The organism is Micromonospora zhanjiangensis (assembly GCF_042650605.1).
GTDB classification, from domain to species: Bacteria; Actinomycetota; Actinomycetes; order Mycobacteriales; family Micromonosporaceae; genus Micromonospora_J; species Micromonospora_J zhanjiangensis.
Window position 1 is genome coordinate 464,414 of record NZ_JBHSBN010000001.1, and the last position, 17,995, is coordinate 482,408.

At 72.9% G+C, this 17,995-nt stretch carries 23 protein-coding genes and 1 tRNA gene; 16 read left to right on the forward strand and 8 right to left on the reverse strand.

Annotation, left to right across the window (positions count from 1 at the left end):
* The first annotated feature begins 2 nt into the window (after window positions 1-2).
* On the forward strand, window positions 3-590 hold the full coding sequence (locus ACFOX0_RS02215; RefSeq protein ID WP_377541681.1) for an NADH-quinone oxidoreductase subunit B: 588 nt from the start codon (window positions 3-5) through the stop codon (window positions 588-590).
* Here the strand turns inward: ACFOX0_RS02215 and ACFOX0_RS02220 are convergent.
* Window positions 580-1,626: a glucose 1-dehydrogenase gene (locus tag ACFOX0_RS02220; RefSeq protein ID WP_377541682.1), complete on the reverse strand. Its 1,047-nt coding sequence runs from the start codon at window positions 1,624-1,626 to the stop codon at window positions 580-582. The genes ACFOX0_RS02215 and ACFOX0_RS02220 overlap by 11 nt on opposite strands.
* A gap of 168 nt (window positions 1,627-1,794) precedes the next feature.
* Here ACFOX0_RS02220 and ACFOX0_RS02225 point away from each other — a divergent pair, with 168 nt between their 5' ends.
* Together ACFOX0_RS02225 and nuoH are read left to right on the forward strand one after the other, a co-directional pair.
* Window positions 1,795-2,463 (forward strand): NADH-quinone oxidoreductase subunit C, encoded by a 669-nt coding sequence (locus tag ACFOX0_RS02225; protein ID WP_377541885.1) that lies wholly within the window; start codon window positions 1,795-1,797, stop codon window positions 2,461-2,463.
* Entirely contained in the window at window positions 2,463-3,425 is a 963-nt protein-coding gene (gene nuoH / locus ACFOX0_RS02230; protein WP_377541683.1) for an NADH-quinone oxidoreductase subunit NuoH, read from the forward strand. Before ACFOX0_RS02225 ends, nuoH begins: the two co-directional genes overlap by 1 nt.
* A 31-nt stretch (window positions 3,426-3,456) precedes the next feature.
* Here nuoH and ACFOX0_RS02235 read toward each other — a convergent pair whose 3' ends face one another.
* Window positions 3,457-3,657 (reverse strand): hypothetical protein, encoded by a 201-nt coding sequence (locus ACFOX0_RS02235; protein WP_377541684.1) that lies wholly within the window; start codon window positions 3,655-3,657, stop codon window positions 3,457-3,459.
* Window positions 3,658-3,813: 156 nt separating this feature from the next.
* Between ACFOX0_RS02235 and ACFOX0_RS02240 the strand changes: the two genes are divergently transcribed.
* From ACFOX0_RS02240 to ACFOX0_RS02250, 3 genes are all read left to right on the forward strand, one after another.
* Complete coding sequence (locus ACFOX0_RS02240; RefSeq protein WP_377541685.1) at window positions 3,814-4,008, forward strand: hypothetical protein; 195 nt, start codon at window positions 3,814-3,816, stop codon at window positions 4,006-4,008.
* A 13-nt stretch (window positions 4,009-4,021) separates the two neighbouring features.
* On the forward strand, window positions 4,022-4,300 hold the full coding sequence (locus ACFOX0_RS02245; RefSeq protein ID WP_377541686.1) for a hypothetical protein: 279 nt from the start codon (window positions 4,022-4,024) through the stop codon (window positions 4,298-4,300).
* 170 nt (window positions 4,301-4,470) lie between these two features.
* Window positions 4,471-4,887 carry an ester cyclase gene (locus ACFOX0_RS02250; protein WP_377541687.1) on the forward strand — a complete coding sequence of 139 codons (417 nt, stop codon included), beginning with the start codon at window positions 4,471-4,473 and terminating at the stop codon, window positions 4,885-4,887.
* A gap of 28 nt (window positions 4,888-4,915) precedes the next feature.
* On the opposite strand, the gene ACFOX0_RS02255 is transcribed toward ACFOX0_RS02250, so the two are convergent.
* Window positions 4,916-5,488 (reverse strand): Uma2 family endonuclease, encoded by a 573-nt coding sequence (locus tag ACFOX0_RS02255; RefSeq protein WP_377541688.1) that lies wholly within the window; start codon window positions 5,486-5,488, stop codon window positions 4,916-4,918.
* Window positions 5,489-5,583: 95 nt separating this feature from the next.
* Between ACFOX0_RS02255 and ACFOX0_RS02260 the strand changes: the two genes are divergently transcribed.
* From ACFOX0_RS02260 to ACFOX0_RS02285, 6 genes are all read left to right on the forward strand, one after another.
* A complete protein-coding gene (locus tag ACFOX0_RS02260; RefSeq protein WP_377541689.1) occupies window positions 5,584-6,165 on the forward strand; it encodes a NuoI/complex I 23 kDa subunit family protein in 582 nt (193 codons plus the stop codon).
* Entirely contained in the window at window positions 6,162-6,665 is a 504-nt protein-coding gene (locus tag ACFOX0_RS02265) for an NADH-quinone oxidoreductase subunit J family protein (RefSeq protein ID WP_377541690.1), read from the forward strand. Before ACFOX0_RS02260 ends, ACFOX0_RS02265 begins: the two co-directional genes overlap by 4 nt.
* Window positions 6,662-7,060 (forward strand): NADH-quinone oxidoreductase subunit NuoK, encoded by a 399-nt coding sequence (gene nuoK, locus ACFOX0_RS02270; RefSeq protein WP_377541691.1) that lies wholly within the window; start codon window positions 6,662-6,664, stop codon window positions 7,058-7,060. Before ACFOX0_RS02265 ends, nuoK begins: the two co-directional genes overlap by 4 nt.
* Window positions 7,057-8,970 (forward strand): NADH-quinone oxidoreductase subunit 5 family protein, encoded by a 1,914-nt coding sequence (locus tag ACFOX0_RS02275; RefSeq protein WP_377541692.1) that lies wholly within the window; start codon window positions 7,057-7,059, stop codon window positions 8,968-8,970. Before nuoK ends, ACFOX0_RS02275 begins: the two co-directional genes overlap by 4 nt.
* 61 nt (window positions 8,971-9,031) lie before the next feature.
* Window positions 9,032-10,534, forward strand: coding sequence for a complex I subunit 4 family protein (locus ACFOX0_RS02280; RefSeq protein WP_377541693.1), 1,503 nt, complete (start codon window positions 9,032-9,034; stop codon window positions 10,532-10,534).
* Window positions 10,531-12,132: an NADH-quinone oxidoreductase subunit N gene (locus ACFOX0_RS02285; RefSeq protein ID WP_377541695.1), complete on the forward strand. Its 1,602-nt coding sequence runs from the start codon at window positions 10,531-10,533 to the stop codon at window positions 12,130-12,132. Before ACFOX0_RS02280 ends, ACFOX0_RS02285 begins: the two co-directional genes overlap by 4 nt.
* Window positions 12,133-12,248: 116 nt before the next feature.
* Here ACFOX0_RS02285 and ACFOX0_RS02290 read toward each other — a convergent pair whose 3' ends face one another.
* Window positions 12,249-13,061, reverse strand: a complete 813-nt coding sequence (locus ACFOX0_RS02290) for a phosphatase PAP2 family protein (RefSeq protein ID WP_377541697.1) — start codon at window positions 13,059-13,061, stop codon at window positions 12,249-12,251.
* A 213-nt stretch (window positions 13,062-13,274) separates the two neighbouring features.
* On the opposite strand from ACFOX0_RS02290, the gene htpX reads away from it, so the two are divergent.
* Together htpX and ACFOX0_RS02300 are read left to right on the forward strand one after the other, a co-directional pair.
* Entirely contained in the window at window positions 13,275-14,159 is an 885-nt protein-coding gene (htpX, locus tag ACFOX0_RS02295; RefSeq protein WP_377541698.1) for a zinc metalloprotease HtpX, read from the forward strand.
* Window positions 14,160-14,316: 157 nt separating this feature from the next.
* Window positions 14,317-15,591 carry an MFS transporter gene (locus ACFOX0_RS02300; RefSeq protein ID WP_377541699.1) on the forward strand — a complete coding sequence of 425 codons (1,275 nt, stop codon included), beginning with the start codon at window positions 14,317-14,319 and terminating at the stop codon, window positions 15,589-15,591.
* 9 nt (window positions 15,592-15,600) lie between these two features.
* Here the strand turns inward: ACFOX0_RS02300 and ACFOX0_RS02305 are convergent, their stop codons facing one another.
* The 4 genes from ACFOX0_RS02305 to ACFOX0_RS02320 all read right to left on the reverse strand — a co-directional run bounded on the left by ACFOX0_RS02305 (window position 15,601) and on the right by ACFOX0_RS02320 (window position 16,815).
* On the reverse strand, window positions 15,601-15,843 hold the full coding sequence (locus tag ACFOX0_RS02305; RefSeq protein WP_377541701.1) for a GntR family transcriptional regulator: 243 nt from the start codon (window positions 15,841-15,843) through the stop codon (window positions 15,601-15,603).
* 21 nt (window positions 15,844-15,864) lie between these two features.
* Window positions 15,865-16,107, reverse strand: a complete 243-nt coding sequence (locus ACFOX0_RS02310) for a hypothetical protein (RefSeq protein ID WP_377541702.1) — start codon at window positions 16,105-16,107, stop codon at window positions 15,865-15,867.
* The gene (locus tag ACFOX0_RS02315) at window positions 16,097-16,258 is read right to left on the reverse strand and encodes a hypothetical protein (protein ID WP_377541703.1); all 162 of its coding nucleotides are present in this window, start codon (window positions 16,256-16,258) and stop codon (window positions 16,097-16,099) included. Before ACFOX0_RS02315 ends, ACFOX0_RS02310 begins: the two co-directional genes overlap by 11 nt.
* Window positions 16,259-16,320: 62 nt before the next feature.
* Window positions 16,321-16,815, reverse strand: coding sequence for a YajQ family cyclic di-GMP-binding protein (locus tag ACFOX0_RS02320; RefSeq protein WP_377541704.1), 495 nt, complete (start codon window positions 16,813-16,815; stop codon window positions 16,321-16,323).
* A 145-nt stretch (window positions 16,816-16,960) separates the two neighbouring features.
* Between ACFOX0_RS02320 and ACFOX0_RS02325 the strand changes: the two genes are divergently transcribed.
* Together ACFOX0_RS02325 and ACFOX0_RS02330 are read left to right on the forward strand one after the other, a co-directional pair.
* A tRNA-Tyr gene (locus ACFOX0_RS02325) sits at window positions 16,961-17,044 on the forward strand.
* A 686-nt stretch (window positions 17,045-17,730) separates the two neighbouring features.
* Entirely contained in the window at window positions 17,731-17,976 is a 246-nt protein-coding gene (locus ACFOX0_RS02330; protein ID WP_377541705.1) for a hypothetical protein, read from the forward strand.
* Window positions 17,977-17,995 lie beyond the last annotated feature (19 nt).

Below are 17,995 nucleotides of genomic sequence, written 5' to 3' on the forward strand. Positions count from 1 at the left end.
TCGTGCAGCTACCGGGAGTGCTCGGCGAGCCGATCCGGTTCGTGCTCAACTGGGGCCGGCGCTACTCGCTCTGGGTGTTCAACTTCGGGTTGGCCTGTTGCGCGATCGAGTTCATCGCCACCAGCATGGGCCGGCACGACTTCATCAGGATGGGGGTCATCCCGTTCGCCCACGGCCCCCGGCAGGCCGATTTGATGGTGGTCTCCGGCACGGTGACCGACAAGATGGCGCCGGCGATCAAGCGGCTCTACGACCAGATGCCCGAGCCGAAGTACGTCATCTCCTTCGGCGCCTGCTCGAACTGCGGCGGCCCGTACTGGGACTCGTACTCGGTGACCAAGGGCGTCGACCAGATCATCCCGGTGGACGTGTACGTACCGGGCTGCCCGCCCCGGCCGGAGGCGCTGCTGCACGGCATCCTGCGGTTGCAGGAGAAGATCGCCGCGGAACGGTCCGGCATCGGTGGGGTGGCCCGGCCGGACGCGCTCGCCCCGCCGGCCGACACCGTCGCGGCCCCGCCGTCGGCGGCCGGGGAGCGGACCGCGGCGGCGCTGACCGCCCCACCGGTACGCCCGCCGGTCACCGGGTGAAGTCGACGACCACCTTGATGTCGTCCCCGGTCGGGGCGTAGGCGTCGGCGTACTCCTCGACCGGCACCCGGCGGGTGATCATGGAGGCGAGCCAGTCCGGGTCGGCCTCGTTCAACGCCCGGGCGGCGAGTTCCCAGTGCCGGCGGTTGGCGTTCACCGAGCCGAACACCACGTTGTTCTCCAGCACCAGGGCCCGGTTCAGGGCACCCGCGTCGAAGTCGATGGTCCGGCCGCCGCTGGAGACGCCGGTCAGACAGACGATGCCGTTGGGGCCCACCTCGCACATCGCGTCCAGCACCACCGGCGGCGCGCCGGTGCACTCCAGCAGCACGTCCGGGTCCAGGTCCAGGTCGGCCACCGTGCCGTTGTGGTACGTCGCACCGAGCGCCCGGACCAGTTCCGGCTTGCGGCCCTCGGTGGCCCGGTCGAGCACGTGCACGGTGAGCCCGTGCTGCACGGCCAGCAGGGCGGCCAGCAGGCCAATCGGTCCGGCGCCGGTGACCAGCGCGGTCCGCGGTTCCCAGGTGGCCCGGGCGCCGATCCGGTCGATGTGGTCCCAGGCCTTGGCCACCACGCTGGTGGGTTCGAGCAGCACGCCGACCTCGCCCAGCGACGGGTCCAGCCGCACCGCGTACTTCGGTTCGATCCGCCACCGGTCCCGGGCGAAGCCGGGCAGCCCCTTGATGCCGTGCTCGGTGTACTGGCCGTTGCGGCACATGTCCCACTCGTCGACCGCGCAGTTCGGGCAGGGCACCGGGTCGGGATGCCGGACGATCCCGGCCACCAGGTCGCCGGGTTCCAGCTTCCCGGACGGGTCCTCCAGCACCCGGCCCAGCGACTCGTGGCCGAGCACCAGGGTGTCCGTACCGGGCACCGGCTCGCCGTAGTGGCCGCCGATGATCTCCTGGTCGGTGCCGCAGACGCCGACGGCGAGCGCCTCCACCAGGACGGCACCCTCCTCGGCCGGGGGCTCGGGGTGGTCGTGGACCAGTCGTACCGAATCGGCCTGGCCCGGGGTCACGGTGATAGCGCGCACCCGGTTCATCTTTCCCGTCCCGCCGGCCGGAAACCCGGAAATCGCGCAGCCCCCCGGTCGGGCTCTAGGATCGGCTGCATGACGCCCGAAGAGGTCGGAAACCGGCTCGCCGCCGTGCTTGCCGGCACCGCGCCGGAGGGCGAGGGCGCGGCAGCGCCCGCCGGGACCATGCCGGACGGCGGGACCGAGGTCGCGGCCGGGCAGCCGCAGGGCGCGGTCACCGCCGGGGTGTCCGGCGGTCAGTCGTACGCCCGGGCCACGGTCGACGTGCCGCCGGACCGTTGGCGGGAGGCGCTGCTGGCCGCCCGCGACGACGCGGAACTGGCCTGTGACTTCTTCGACTGGCTGTCGGCGGTGGACGAGGCGGCCGACGGCTTCCGGGTGGTGGCCCACCTCTGGTCGACCACGCACCGGCACGGCGTGCTGGTGCGTACCCTGGTGCCCCGCGACGGGTCCCGGGTCGACTCGGTGGTGGACGTCTTCCCCGGCGCCGGCTGGCACGAGCGGGAGACGTACGAGATGTTCGGGATCTCCTTCGCCGGGCACCCCGACCTGGCGCCGCTGCTGCTGCCGCCGGAGTTCGAGGGGCACCCGCTGCGCAAGGAGTTCGTGCTGGCCTCCCGGGTGGCCAAGGCGTGGCCGGGGGCCAAGGAGCCGGGCGAGTCGGAGGCCGGCACCGCCCGCCGGGCGCCGATCCGCCCGCCGGGCGTACCGGCTCCGGGCGAGTGGGGGCGGCTCCCGCCCGGCGCGCCGGCCCGCCCGGCGCGTCGCCCGCCGGGCGAGCGACCGGCCGCGCGGCCGGTGGCCCCGCCCGAGTCCGGCGAGGAGCGCGCCTGATGCCGGTCTGGTTGGAGCTGACCGTCCGGGTGCTCGCCGTGGTGGTCGCGTTCCTGGTCCTGCCGCTGGTGGTCGGGCAGGCCGAGCACAAGGTGATGGCGCACATGCAGGGCCGGCTCGGCCCGATGTACGCGGGCGGGTTCCACGGCTGGGCGCAGCTCGTCGCCGACGGGATCAAGTTCGTGCAGAAGGAGGACATCACGCCGCGTGAGGCGGACCGGGGGGTCTTCCGGCTCGCCCCGGTGATCGCGTTGCTGCCGTACCTGGTGGTCCTGCTGGTCATCCCGCTCGGCCCGGGTGACCTGGTCGCCCAGCCGCTCGACATCGGGCTGTTCTTCGTGCTGGCCGTGGTCGGCGTCGGCGTGGTGGCGGTGCTGATGTCGGCCTGGGCGTCGGGCAACAAGTACAGCCTGCTCGGCGGCCTGCGCGGCGCCGCGCAGCTGCTCGGGTACGAGCTGCCGCTGGTGCTGGCCGCGGCCAGCGTGGCGATGGCCGCCGGCACGCTGAGCCTGACCGGCATCGTCGAGGCGTGGCGGCCGTGGTGGCTGCTCTGGCAGCTCCCGGCGCTTGTGGTGTTCTTCGTCGCCGGCCTGGCCGAGATCCGTCGCCCGCCGTTCGACATGCCGGTGGCCGACTCGGAGCTGGTCTTCGGTTACCTGACCGAGTACACCGGCCTGCGGTTCGCCTTCTTCCTGCTCGCCGAGTACGTCGGCATCGTGGTCATCTCGGCGTTGACGACGGTGCTGTTCCTCGGCGGCTGGCGCGGCCCGTTCGGCGACGACTACCTGGGCTGGCTGTGGACCCTGGTGAAGGTGTTCGCGGTGGCCTTCGTGATCATGTGGCTCCGGGTGGCGTACCCCCGACTGCGCGAGGACCAGTTGCAGCGGCTGTGCTGGCTGGTCCTGGTCCCGGTGGCGCTGGGCCAACTCGTCCTCACCGCCGCGGTCCGGCTCGCGCTGTAGCGAGCGCCCGCGCGGCGCTGGTCCTCCGAGGTCAACCCTCGCCGTCGGTGGCCAGGTCCGGCCGGTGCTGTCGGATCCACTTCTCGACGTCCGACCGCCGCCAGACCTTTCCCATGATCAGAGTGACCACCGGGTCGGGGAAGTTCTTGTTGTTGGTCACGACGTTGACCCGCTGCCGGGACACGTTGCCCAACATGATGCGGATTTCCGCTGCTCCGACCAGATCCTCCACCGGGTTGACGGTAGGCAACGTCTTATGACCGATTTACGACAACGCGCGAGTTAGTTCTATTGCGACGTTGACGTGATACAACGACGCGCCGAGAATCAGATGATGCCTGAACGGAGAGCGCCGAAGCCCGTACCCCTTGGTCCTAGACACCGACCGGTGTGGCGCCGCTGGCGCCGGCGCTGCGTGGTCTGTGGCCTGCGCTGGCGCAGCTGTCCCGACCGGCGCCGGAGCGCCCCGACCACCCGGGACGAGCGGCTGCCGCCCTACTGGGTGACCGCGACGACGGACGAGTACGACCAGCTGGCCCGGGCGCGGGTCTGGCGGCAGAAGAACGCGGGACGCTGGTGGTGACGGCGGTCGCCGCGTGATCCCGAAGGTCGGCGACGTCCTCGTGATCGACCGGGCGGCATCCGTCCAGTTCGTCGAGCCGCTGCTGTTCCGGGTGACCGTCGTGCACCACGACCGGCACACGTACGACGGTTGGCTCTGGCTAGGCGGCTACCAGTTGGCCCCCGACGGCACCGCCGTCGCCCGCCGCGACATCTTCGTCCAGCCGTCCGGCCTGCGCCCGGCCCGCCGCCGGCCGGCACCGGAATCTCCGACCGTGACCACCCGCCCGCGCGCCGACCGCTCGGGCCGTTGAAGTCGGTTTTGTCCCCCGCGCCACCGCCGGCTCGACCTCGAACGCCGTGAGTCTTGGACACTTTCTGTTCGGAGCGAACCGTAGTTGTCCAAGATTTCAAGGCTGGTCGGTGCGGCGGCGGGTCGGGGTGGCGGGGGTGGACGGGGTGGGTGGGGCTAGGCTCTCCCGCCGTGGCTGATGTCGATGTCGAGGGTGCCGCGCGGCGGTTCGTGGCGGACGTCTGGAACGCCAAGCAGGAAGACAGCGTGCGGGAGTTGATCGGCGACGACTGCCCCGGGCCGGGTGGCGGCGCCGGACCGGAGGCGACGCTGGCCTGGCACCGCGACCAGCGGGCGGCCTTCCCCGACCTGCGCTACAAGATCGTCGACCTGGTCGTCTCCGGCGACCGGGCGGCGCTGCACTGGCGGGCCGCCGGCACGCACGCGGGGCAGTTCGGCCCGGTGCCGCCGACCGGCCAGGTGGTCAGCTACTCCGGCGCGAGCTTCCTGCGCTTCGACGGCGACGGCAAGATCATCGACGTGTGGAGCGTGAACGAACTCTTCCAACTGCTCCAGCAGATGGGCGTGGAGATGCTTCCCCCGTCCTGACCAGGGGCGCGCCCTTTCGGGCGGGCGACTACGTGAGGCCGTGGTTGCGACGTGTCAGTCGGTCCAGTGGAATGTCGATCTCCCAGGGTTCCGACAACCGGATGCCGTTGGTCAGCCGGGCCTGCTCGACATAGGTGCCTCGGACCGGGTCGAGCTTGCCGACGTGCACGACGACCCCATCGTTGATCTCGATCCGCCAGAAGTAGGGAATGCCCGCCTCGGCGTAGAGCGCCGGCTTGAGGATTCGGTCGATGCTCTCCGAACCGGCGGAGACCACCTCGACCACCAACCGCACCTCGTTCGGCGAGTAGAACGAGGGATTGCGGTGGTTCGCCTCGGCCGTGGTGACCAGCCCGTCCGGGGTGAACGACCGGTGCCGGCTGATCCGGACCTCGACCCCCTGGGTGGCGTCGAGCCCCGGCGGACAGCTCTCGCCGAGCGCGACCATCAACCGGGCGATGAATGTCTGGTGCCAGGTGTTCCGGGGGAGTGGCAGCAGAAGCACCCCGTCGAGCAGTTCCCGGCGATGACCGTCGTCGGGAAGATCCTCAAGGTCGTCCGTCGTCCAGCCGCCCTCGGGCGGGTAGTAGTCGATGATCATGGGGTGTCTCCTCGCGACCCGGGTGCGGTCCGATCGGTACCGTACCGCCGCGAACCCTCGGGGGGTGGTCGCGCGCGCCGGGCCGACAGGGCAGGATGGGCCACATGGGCGTGCCGGGAGAGGGACTCGCGAAGGGGCTGGCGGTCACCCTCAAGACGATGACCCGCCGGTCACACACCCAGCAGTACCCGGACGTGGCGCCCGAGTTGCCGCCGCGTTCGCGCGGGGTGATCGCGCTGCTGGAGGAGAACTGCACGGTCTGCATGCTGTGCGCCCGGGAGTGCCCGGACTGGTGCATCTACATCGACTCGCACAAGGAGGAGGTGGTGGTGCCCGGCGCGACCCGGCCCCGGCAGCGCAACGTGCTGGACCGGTTCGACATCGACTTCTCGCTCTGCATGTACTGCGGCATCTGCATCGAGGCCTGCCCGTTCGACGCGCTCTACTGGTCGCCGGAGTTCGAGTACGCCGAGTACGACATCCGCGACCTGCTGCACGACAAGGACCACCTCGGCGAGTGGATGGCGACCGTACCGCCGCCGCCGGCGCACGACCCGAACGGCGAGCCGGCCAAGGAGGAGACCGCCGCCGCGCGCAAGGCCGCGACCCCCGCCCGGCCCGTCGACCGTCCGGCCACCCCACCGGTACGCCCCGAGCCCGGCGGAGGGGACGCGTGAGCGTCGCGGACGTGCTGCTGCTCGCCCTCGGTGCGGTCGCCGTCGGGTCGGCCGTGCTGGTGGTCGGCACCCGGCAGTTGGTCCGGGCCGGTCTCTACCTGGTGGTCTGCCTGGGCGCGGTGGCCGGGATGTATCTGGTCCTCACCGCCGAGCTGGTCGCCTGGGTGCAGGTGCTGATCTACGTGGGTGCCGTGGTGGTGTTGCTGCTGTTCGCGGTGATGCTGACCCGGGCGCCGATCGGCACCTCCGCCGACCTGGACCGGCCCGGCTGGGCAGCGGGCCTGGTCGGCGGCGGCGCCGGGCTGGGCCTGGCCGCGCTGCTGATCGACGCGTACCGGTGGTCCAGGGTGGACCTGCCCGAGCCGGGCACGGCCGAACGGATCGGTGGGGCGGTCTTCCGGACCTGGGTGCTGCCGTTCGAGGTGCTCTCGGTGCTGCTGCTGGCCGCGCTGGTCGGCGCGATCGTGCTGTCCCGGCCGGACGTGGGGCGACGCCGGTGAGACCCGTCATCCCGTACGTGGTGGCCGCGCTGCTGTTCGGCGTCGGCGTCTACGGCGTGCTGCGCCGCCGCAACGCGGTGCTGCTGCTGATGGCCGTCGAGATCATGCTCAACGCGGTCAACCTGATCCTGGTCACCGCGGACACCACGGTCCGGGCCGCCCTGCCGCACGGCGGCCAGGTGTTCGCGCTGTTCGTCATCGTGCTGGCCGCCGCCGAGGTGGGCGTCGGGCTGGCCATCGTGCTGCAGCTCTACCGGCTGCGGGCCAGCGCCGCGCTGGACGAGGTCCGCCTCGACTACCACCCGGACGAGAACGACAGCCCGGCCGGGGACGCGTCGGGGGAGCGGCCGACGCCGCCGGGCTTCGGGACGGCGACGGCGGTGGGGCCGCGATGAGCGCGGTCGGCGTACTCGGGCCGCTGCTGCCGGCCGTACCGTTCGGGGCGGCGCTGGTCGGGTTGCTGCTGCCGCCGTCCCCGCGGGGACGGCCGGACGGCACCGCGGTGGCCCGGTCGCGGGCGGTGCCGGTGGCGTTCGGGGTCGGTGCCGCGGCCGTCGCGCTGGCCGTCGCGATCGCCCTGCTGGCCGTGGTGACGGGTCCGGTCGAGACGTCCACCCGCTGGGTGGACTTCGGGGGCCTGACGGTGACCCTCGGTTTCCGGCTCGACCCGGCCGCCGCGCTGGTCGCGGTGGCGGTGGCCGCCGTGGCGCTGGCCGTGCAGGTCTACTCGGTGGCCTACCTGGACCGGTCCGGCACCGCCGACGCCGGCGACGTCGACCACCGGTACGCCCCGTACGCCGCCCAGGTCAGCCTCTTCACCGCGGCGATGCTGCTGGTGGTGGTCTCCGGCGACCTGATCATGCTGCTGGTCGGCTGGGAGGTGATGGGCATCTGCTCGTACCTGCTGATCGCCCACGACCGCCGGCTGCCCGAGGCGCCGGCCGCCGCGATGAAGGCGTTCCTGGTCACCCGGGTCGGCGACGTCGGCTTCCTGCTCGGCATCGCGCTGCTCGGCCTCGGCGCGGGCAGTTTCCGGATCGCCGACGTGCTGGCCCACGACTACCCGACCGGTACGCTCACCGCCGCCTGCCTGCTGCTGCTCACCGGGGTGGCCGGCAAGAGCGCCCAGTTCCCGCTGCACACCTGGTTGCCGGACGCGATGGCCGGCCCGACCCCGATCTCCGCGCTGATCCACGCCGCCACCATGGTCGCCGCCGGCGTGTACGCGGTGACCCGGCTGTACCCGCTGTTCGAGCGGGCCCCGGCGGCGCTGGCCGTGCTCGGCGTGATGGCGGCGGTGACCCTGCTGCTGGGCGCCTTCGCGGCCACCGCGCAGGACGACATCAAGCGGGTGCTGGCCTGGTCGACGGTGTCCCAGATCGGTTACATGGCCGGCGCGCTCGCCGTCGGCTCGCCGGCCGCGGCCCTGTTCCACCTGCTCAGCCACGCGGCCTTCAAGGCGTTGCTGTTCCTGGCCGCGGGCTGCGTCATCCACGCGGTGGGCAGCACCCTGATGTCGGCCATGGGCGGCCTGCGCCGGACCATGCCGGTGACCTTCTGGTGTACGGCGATCGGCCTGGGCGCGCTGGCCGGGGTGCCGCCGCTGTCCGGCTTCTGGAGCAAGGACGGCGTCCTGGTGGTGGCGCAGGAGGCGGCCCGGCACGGCAGCGGCCCGGCCGGCGCCTGGGTCGGCTGGCTGGTCTGGCTGGCCGGGCTGCTCGGCGTCGCGGTCACCGCCTGGTACGCCACCCGGCTGCTGCTGCGTACCTTCTTCGGCGCCGACCGGTCCCCGGCCGCCCACCCGCACGATCCGCCGGCCGCGATGCGCTGGCCGGTGCTGCTGCTGGCGGTGCCCAGCGCGCTGCTCGGGCTGGCCGTGTTCGCCGCGCCGTTCCGGGCCGCGCTGGGCCTCGCCGACGTGCACGTCGACGCTCTCGTCCTGCTGCCGGTGGCCCTGCTGCTGGCCGGGGCCGGGCTGGCCGGCTGGCAGTGGCGGCGCGACCCGGCCGGGGACCCGGCCGTCGCGCTGGGGCCGCTGCGGCCGGCGTTCGCCCGCGCGTTCTGGCTCGACGAGGTCCAGCACGCCCTGGTCGTACGCCCGGTGGCTGCGTTGGGTCGGGCCGCGCGCCGGGGCGACGAGGCCGTGGTGGACGGGGCGGTCGAGGGCACCGGGCGGGGCGCGGTGGCGTTGGGTGCCCGGCTCGGTGCGGCGCACCGGGCCGGCCTGCCCCGGGCCGCGACCGCCGTGCTGGCCGGCGCCGTCCTGATCGGCCTCGCCGTCGTCGTGTTCGGGGTGGCCCCGTGACCGCCGGACGGTCAGGCCCGATGGCCGGTGGCCGGGCGACCGGCCGGAGGGGAGTCGCCGGATGACCGCCGGACAGGTGGCGTTGTGGGCCGCCCTCGGGCTGCCCGTGGTGGGCGCGGTGGTGGTCGTCGCGGTCCCGGCGCGGGTCGACCGGGCGGCCCGGCTCGTCGGCACGGTCTTCGCCGGACTGGCGTTCCTGGCCGGAGTGCTGCTGGCGGCGGGCCGGTCCGCCGGGAGCGCGGCACCGGCGGCCGTGCGGCCCTGGCACCAGGTGGACCTGCCCTGGGCGACCGGCCTGGACCTGCGGCTGCACCTGGGCGTGGACGGGATCTCCTACCCGTTGGTGGTGCTGACCGGGCTGCTGACCCTGCTCTGCTGCGGCTACACCCTGTGGCGGGTGCCGGCCGGCGGCAGCGGACGGGCCCTGGTGGCGCTGCTGCTGGTGGTCGAGTTCGGCATCCTGGGCACCTTCCTCGCCCTGGATCTGGTGCTGTTCTTCGTCTTCTTCGAGGTCGTCCTGCTGCCCATGTACGCGGTGATCGCCGGTTGGGGTGGTGCCGACCGGCGGAGGGCGGCCCGCAAGTTCGCCGTCTACACGCTGTTCGGTTCGGTGCTGCTGCTGGTCGGCGTCTTCGTCGTGGTCGCCACCACGGGCACCGGCGACCTGGTCGAGCTGACCGGCGGCGCGGGCCTGGGCCGGACCACCCAGCTCGTGGCGTTCACCCTGCTGGCGCTCGCGTTCGCGGTGAAGAGCCCGCTCTGGCCGCTGCACAGCTGGCTGCCGGACGCGCACACCCAGGCGCCCACGGTGGGCAGCGTCATCCTCGCCGGGGTGCTGCTGAAGATGGGCACCTACGGCCTGATCCGGGTGGCCGTCGGGGTGGCGCCGGAGGGGGCCCGCTGGGCCGCGCCGGTGCTCGGCGGGTTCGCCGTCGCGGCCGTCCTGGTCGGCTCGCTGGTCTGCCTCGCCCAGGGTGAGCTGAAGCGGCTGATCGCCTACTCCAGCGTGGGACACATGGGCTTCGTGCTGCTCGGCATCGCGACCCTGACCGGCACCGGGCTGCGGGCCGCGCTGATCGGCAACATCGCGCACGGGGTGATCACCGCGCTGCTGTTCTTCCTGGCCGGCGCGATCAAGGACCGGGCGCACACCGGGGAACTGGCCGAACTCGGTGGCCTGCGGGAGACCGCCCCACGGCTGGCCGGGCTGCTCGGCTTCGCCGCCGTGGCGTCGCTCGGCCTGCCCGGGCTGGCCGGCTTCTGGGGGGAGGCGTTCGCGGTGGTCGCCGCGCTGCGGGTGGGCGGGCCCTGGTGGACGACGCTGGGCGTCCTGGCCGCCGTGGGTGGGGCGTTGACGGCGGCGTACTTCCTGCGGCTGCTGCGCCGGGTCACCCACGGTCGGGCCGCCCCCGCGGTGAGCCGGCTGGGCCCGACCCTGGCCGGCGCGGAGTGGGCCGCCTGGGGTCCGCTGGTGCTGCTGGCGCTGGCCATCGGGCTGGTGCCGACGCTGGTGCTCGGCGTCGCCGGGGCACCCGTGCAGACCCTGCTGGACGTGATCCGATGACCGTCGACAACGTGGCGCTGCTGCCGGCGTACCTGGCGGCCGGCACCGCCGTACTGGTGTTGCTGGCCGACCTGCTGGTTGCCCGGCGCGGCGCGACGGTGGCGGTGGGCGCCCTCGGCGCCGTCGCCACCGCGGTCGGCGCGGTGCTGGTCGGACGCGGCGGGGCGCGGGAGACGTTCTGCGTCGACGACGCCTGCTCCTACCTGGCGACCGGCCGCAGCGCGCTGGTCGCCACCGTGTTCGCGCTGCTCACCCTCGGCGTGCTGGGGCTGTCCGCGCCGCTGCTGCGGGCCGGCCGGGTGCCGGCCGGCGAGTACTGCTTCCTGCTGGCCTGCTCGATGACCGGCGGCGTGGTGCTCGGCGCCGCCGGTGACCTGATCACCCTGATCGTGGCCCTGGAGACGCTGACCCTGCCGCTGTACGTGCTGGTCGGCCTGCGCCGCGAACGGGTGGCCAGCGCCGAGGCGGCGGTGACCTTCTTCGTGGTCAGCGTGGTCGCCACGGCGGTGACCCTGCTCGGCGCGGCCCTGCTGTACGCGGTGACCGGTCGGCTGCACCTGCGCGAACTCGGCGCGGTCTTCGCCGCCGGAGGCGGCCCGATCGGTCAGGTCGCCGGGGGCGGCCCGATCGGTCAGGTCGCCGGGAGCGGGACGGCCGGTCAGGTCGCCGGGAGCGGGGCGCTGGACCTGCCGCTGACCACCGTGGCGGTGACGTTGCTGCTGCTCGGCCTGGCCTTCAAGGTGGCCGCGGTGCCGTTCCACGCCTGGGCGCCGGGCAGCTACGACGGCGCGCCGCTGCCGGTGGCCGGCTACCTGTCCACCGCCTCGAAACTGGGTGGGGTGATCGCCCTGCTCACGGTCACCGCCATCGCCCTGCCGGCGACCGTGGTGGGCCCGGTCCTCGCCGGGCTGGCCGTGCTGACCATGACGGTCGGCAACCTGGTGGCGTTGCGGCAGGACCGGACGGTACGGCTGCTCGCCTGGTCGTCGATCGCCCAGGCCGGCTACATCCTCGCCCCGCTCGGCGCGCTGTCGGTGGCCGCCGGGCGGACCGGCTCGGGCTTCGCCACGGCGCTGGCCGCCACGGTCGCGTACACGGTGTTCTTCGTGGTGTTGGAGTTCGCCGCGTTCGGTGCGCTGGTGCTGCTGCGCCCGCCCGGCGCGGACGGCGGCCGGATCGACGACCTGCGCGGCGCGGCCCGCCGGCACCCGTGGGTCGGTGCCGCCTTCGTCCTCGCCCTGGTCGGGCTGGCCGGGCTGCCACCGGGCCTGGCCGGCCTGTTCGCCAAGGTGACGGTGGTGCGGTCGCTGCTGGACGGCGGCTCCGGCTGGCTGGCCGTGGTGGTGGCCCTGAACGCCGTGGTCGGCCTGGTCTACTACCTGCGCGTCGCCGCGACCCTGTACGCCCCGGCCGACCGGGAACTGGCGCCGGGCGACGCGGCACCGGTCGGGGCCTCGCGGTCCGGCGATCCGGTCGGGCCGGTGCCGGTCCGGGGGCGGCCGGCCTGGCCGGTGGTGGCCGCGCTGGCGGCAGCGATCCTGGTGGCCGTGGTCATCGGCTTCGCCCCGCAACTGATCCTGGACGTCGCCCGGCTCTGAGCCCGCCCGTCGCGCGCCGTTCGCCGCGTGCGGCCCGTGGCGCGTCGGCCGTCGTGCATCAGCCTCCCCGGTGGGTCGCGTGGACCGGCCCGGCGGGCGACTGCCCGATGGTCGCGTCACGCCCGGCGGCGGGCGGGCCCGAGGGCCGGTTCCGGTACCTCGGCCGGGCGCGCCGACAACAGGGTGCCCAGCAGCGGGACCGGGGTGAGCGCCAGCACCAGCCGGGTGGTCGCGGGTTGGAGCAGGACGACCGCCGCCGCCGTCACGCCGGCGCCCAGGGTGAGTCCGGCGACCACGTCGTGCGGGTAGTGCACGCCGCCCAGCACCCGCAGCAGCGCCGCCGTGCCGGCCAGCGGCAGGGCGGCCAGCGCCAGCCGGGGCCGGATCAGCAGCAGGCCGACCGCGATCGCACCGGCGATGGTGGAGTGGTTGCTCGGGAAGGACAGGTCACCCAGTTCGGGGCAGGGCAGCAACGTACCGACCTGCATCGCCCGGCACGGTCGGTCCTCGTCCGCCACCAGCTTCGCCAGCTCGCTGCCGGCGTACGCCAGGGTCGTCCCCAGGCCGACCAGGACGGCGCCGGCGACCGCCGACGGACCCCGCCGCCGGCCGGTCCACCAGGCGATGGCCAGCAGCGCGACAAGCGTCAGCATCACGGCCTCGGTGGCCAGGTCGACAAGCGTGCCGGCCAGGCCCGGCGAGCCGGGGCCGTGGTCGGCCAGCGCGCGGTAGAGCGCGGCGGACGGCCCGCTGGAGATCCGGGCCGGGCCGGGACCGTCCGGTGCCAGCCCGAGCACGAACAGCCCGACCCCGAACAGTACGACCGCCGCCAGCACCGGCCGGCTCAGCAGCGACCGCCGACCCGACGGTACGGCCGGCTTCGGGGTGCCGTAGGTGGCGGGCCGGGAAACGTGCGGTGAATGGACCATGGCCGAGAAGAGTACGACGGGTTGCCGGGAATCCTCCACTCCGGATGGGCGAGTCCCAATCTGGCGAAAGTAGGGACCGTCCGGTCGGTATCGGTCGGCCCGGTGGGCTCTGTCCGTTCAGCCAACTCTCAGCAATATCCGGATGATGGAGGGGTACCGGATTGTTGAACCGGTCAGTGGATCCGGAGTGATCCGCGCACCGAAGGAGTGACAGTGCACAGCCATCGAAACGGTCTCAAGACGGCCGCTTTGCTCGGCCTGCTCACCGCGTTGATTCTCGCCGTCGGCTACTGGTTCGGCGGCAGCACGGGTCTGGTCATCGCCGTGTTGATCTCGCTCGGCATGAATGCCGGCACCTATTTCTTCAGCGACAAGCTGGCCCTGCGTTCGATGGGGGCGCAACCGGTCAGCGAGGCCGAGTTCCCGGCGCTGTACCAGATGGTCCGGGAGCTCTCGACGTCCGCCGGGCAGCCGATGCCCCGGCTGTACGTCAGCCCCACCGCCCAACCCAACGCGTTCGCCACCGGGCGCAACCCGCAGCACGCGGCGGTCTGCGTCACCCGGGGGATCACCCAGATCCTCGACTACCGCGAACTGCGCGGCGTGATCGGCCACGAGTTGTCGCACGTCTACAACCGGGACATCCTGATCTCCAGCGTGGCCGCCGGCCTGGCCGGCATCATCACCATGCTGGCGAACCTGGCCTGGTTCATTCCGCTGGGCGGCGGGGACGACGAGGACGGGCCCAACCCGGCCGCGCTGCTGTTGATGCTCATTCTCGGCCCGCTGGCCGCGACGGTGATCCAGCTGGCCATCAGCCGCAGCCGCGAGTACCAGGCCGACGCCTCCGGCGCCGGACTGACCCGCGACCCGCTCGCCCTGGCCAGCGCCCTCCGCAAGATCCACATGGGTACCCAGCGGATGCCGCTGCCCGCCGAGGGCAACCTGGCCAGCTCGGCCCACCTCATGATCGACAACCCGTTCCGGCGGGGCGGCGGTCTGACGGCGTTGTTCTCCACCCACCCGCCGATGGAGGAGCGGGTGCGGCGGTTGGAGCAGCTGGCCGCCAACGCCGGCCCGGTGCAGTTCCAACGCTGATTCCCGTTCCCTCGACGCCGTCGCCCGGCCAGCTCCGGGCGGCGGCGTCGCCGCTTGTGAGCCCCGGCACCGGCGCGGGAAAAGCGGCGACGTGGCATGGCCGCGGCGTTAGGGTCTAGCCCGGTTGTCGCCCGTTACCGCGAGGAGGTTCGCCGCCGTGGCCGCGTTGCGCCAGTACCTCGCCGTGTGGCGGATTCCCGGGGCGCCCACCCTGCTCGTCGCCGGCATCCTCGGCCGGCTCGGCATCGGGATGACCCCGCTCGCGCTGCTGCTCGTCGTGCAGCGGGTGACCCACTCGTACACGGTGGCCGCCATCGCCGGCGGGATCTTCGCGCTGGCCGGCGCGGCCCTCAGCCCGCTCGCCGGCCGACTCGCCGACCGCCTCGGCCCGACCCCCGTACTGCTGGTCACCGCCGTGGCCCACCCGCTCGCCCTGGTCGGGCTGCTGCTCACCACCCGGGCCGGCGCCGGCGCGATCACCGCGATCTACCTGACCGCGGGCCTGGCCGGCGCGACGTACCCGCCGATGAGCGCCGCCGTCCGCGGCGCCTGGACCGACCTCACCAGCCCCGCCTCCGGCCGGTACGCCCTGCGCAACACCGCGCTCGCCGCCGAGACCGCGCTCTTCGAGGTGGTCTTCGCCCTCGGCCCGCTGCTGGTCGCCGCCTTCGTGCTGATCGCCGACGCGGCCGCCGCGCTGATCGGCTCGGCGGTGGTGACCCTGGTCGGCACCACCGTGGTCGCCCTCGGCCGGGTGATGCGCGCCTGGCGACCGCACCCGAGGCGGTCACACGCCCGGGGCCTCGGCCCGCTGCGGGTGGCCGGCGTCCCGGCCCTGCTGCTCTGCGTCGCCGGGCTCGGCGTCGCGTTCGGCGTGGCCGGGGTGACCGTCCCGGCGTACGCGTCGGCGCACCGCACCGGCGCCGACGCGGAGAGCCTGGCCGGCATCCTGCTCGCGCTCTGGGCGGTCGGCAGCACCACCGGCGGGCTCTGGTTCGGCACCCGGCGGACGTCCGCCCACCCGACCCGTCAGTTCGCCGTCCTGCTCGGCCTGGTGGCGGCCAGCTTCGCGGTGTTCGCGGTGATGCCGAACCCGATCGCGCTCGGCGTGGCGCTGCTGGTCGGCGGCGCCACCATCGGACCCACGCTGACCCTGGAGACCACCCTGGTCGGCCGGATCGCCCCGGCCAGCATGCTGAACGAGGCGTACACCTGGGTGGTCACCGTGGCGGTGGGCCTCAACGCGGCCGGCGGCGCGGTCGCCGGGGTGGTCGTCGACCGACTCGGCGGGGCCCCGGTGGCGTTCCTGATCGCCGGAGTGGCGGTCGGCGGCGCGGCCCTGGTGGCGGCCCGGCCGTCCGGCTCGATCGCCCGCGCCGACGCGACCGCGACCGCCCGGACCGGCGAGGACCTCGCCGCCGAGCCGGTCTGACGGTACGGGTTACCTCTTCGGTTCGACGACGAACGAGCCCTTGCCGGGCTGGGTGACGATCAGGCCGCGTTCGCGCAGCAGCCGCAGGCCGGCGCGGACCGTCCCGCGGCTCATGTTGTACGTGCCCATCAGGTACGGCTCGCTCGGGATGACCTGCCCCGGCGCCAGGTCGCCGCGTTCGATCTGCTCGGCGATGGTGTCCGCGAGCTGCACGTAGAGCGGTCGCCAGTCGATCGGGCCTGTCACGTCCATCAATCCCCCCGTGCCGGGCTGCTACTCCGGCTCGATACCGCCGGCTCGCAGGATTCGGCGCACGCTCTCGCGGTTGTAGCCGGTCACCTCGACGATCTCGCGTTGCCGCATTCCGGCGCTGGCGGCGGCCACGATCGCCTGGTGCAGCCGTTGGCGAGCCTCGGGCAGGCTACCCTTCGCCGCCGCGAGGGCCGATTCGGCATCGCTGATCGCGTCCTGCGCCTCATGGAAGGCGTGGACGGCGGCCGCAAGGTCATCGCGCACCCGGCCATGCTGTCATGTCGGACGCCCGGTCGAGTATCCGCTCGCCGTCCACCAGGCCCGGGCGCTCGCCCAGCAGGTTCAGCTGGTGCTCGGCCTGCCGGGGGTGGGCTGAGGCGGGGGAGAAGCCGACCGGACCGGTCGGCGTCGCCATGATCGCCCGCGCCGCCGTCCCCGCACATCGTTGTGGCGGGCGGCGCGGGCGCGGCTATCCGGTCAGCGGTAGTTGGTGAACTGCAGGGCGACGCCGAAGTCCTCGCCCTTGAGCAGCGTGATGACGGCCTGCAGGTCGTCCTTCTTCTTGCCGGTCACCCGCAGCTGGTCGCCCTGGATCTGCGCCTGTACGCCCTTGGGGCCCTCGTCGCGGATCTTCTTGCTGATCGCCTTGGCCTTCTCCGAGTCGATGCCCTGGATCACCTTGCAGTCGATCTTGTAAGTCTTGCCGGATGCCCGCGGGTCGCCGCAGTCCAGGGACTTCAGGGAGATGTTCCGCTTGACGACCTTCTCCTTGAAGACGTCGAGGGCGGCCTTCACCCGCTCCTCCGTCTCGGCACTGAGGCTGACCGCCTCCTCGCCGGCCCAGGAGATCGAGGCGCCCGTACCCCGGAAGTCGAACCGGGTGCCCAGCTCCCGCTCCGCCTGGCGGACCGCGTTGTCGATCTCCTGCCGGTCGACCTTGCTGACGATGTCGAACGACGGGTTCGCTGCCATGATCATTGCTCCTGGAGTTGGCGATATGAAGATGTCCGGGCCACCGGCCGGCGGCCCATCCCGCCGACCGTACCCGGTTGCGCACCGGCCCGGCGCTACCGCTATCCTTGCTTCCGCCGCCGCGTTGAACGTGGCGGCACGCCCTGGCGGGTTGCCCGAGCGGCCAATGGGAGCGGACTGTAAATCCGTCGCGAAAGCTACAGAGGTTCGAATCCTCTACCCGCCACCAGGTGCGAGAACGGCCCCCGAACAGCAGAGATGCTGATCGGGGGCCGTTGTCGTTGATCTCGCTCGGCAACCCGCGCTCACCGAGGCGCAGGCCGCGTCGTCGCCGGCTGGGTGACCCTACGGCCTGCGTAACGCGGCGGCGTCGCTTGGCTTAACGCTGGCGTACCGCCACCGCGGTCGCCCGGCGCCAAGGGTCGTGCTCGTCGGGCGGCCAGGTGGCCTGATTCCGATTGGGGGCGAATTATGGCGATTCTCGGAGTATTCACTCGCGCGACGGGGTTGCGTAACTCTCTGTGGGCGACCAGTATCAGGCTGACGAGTTAATTTCAGTTTATTGAGGCTCTGATTGCCCGGCGTAATCGCGGAGCGGATTGTGATGCCAATGCGTCGCGGAGGCAGATCCTATGAGCCGAACGTCGGACATGTTCAATTTTGGCGTAGCTCCCCGGAAATGCGAGCTTTGAGATCTCGGACCTGATCGTGAGTAACGTCGCAATACACGTTCCGTGAATGCGTGCCCCGACTTCGGCGTGGCGAGGTGTAGGCCGCACGGCGGATGGGCACCTACCGAATGGTTGAACTTGCCGCAATCGTGGTCGGAGGCAACTCCAACGGCTTTGCGGTCCCTCGCGCCTGTGGCACCATCATGGAATCTCCATCTTCTCCGTCTCGCGACAGGAGCTAACGATGTCCGCTCGACGGCTGGGCCGCCTGCTTGGAGCGGCCCTTGTTGCGACGGTGGCCGTCGGCGTGTTGCTGGGCGACGGCGACGGCGGAAGTGGCACGTCCGATGGATGGGAGTGGCAGGTGTACTCCGCGAAGTACGGCTGGGAGTGGCAGCAGCAGCTGCTCCCGGCCTCCGGTGTCACCGCCATGTCACCCACCTCGACCGTCCGACCGGTCCATTTTGGGCAGTTCGGCCAGGCTGTCTAAGCCGAACAATCCGGGAGCG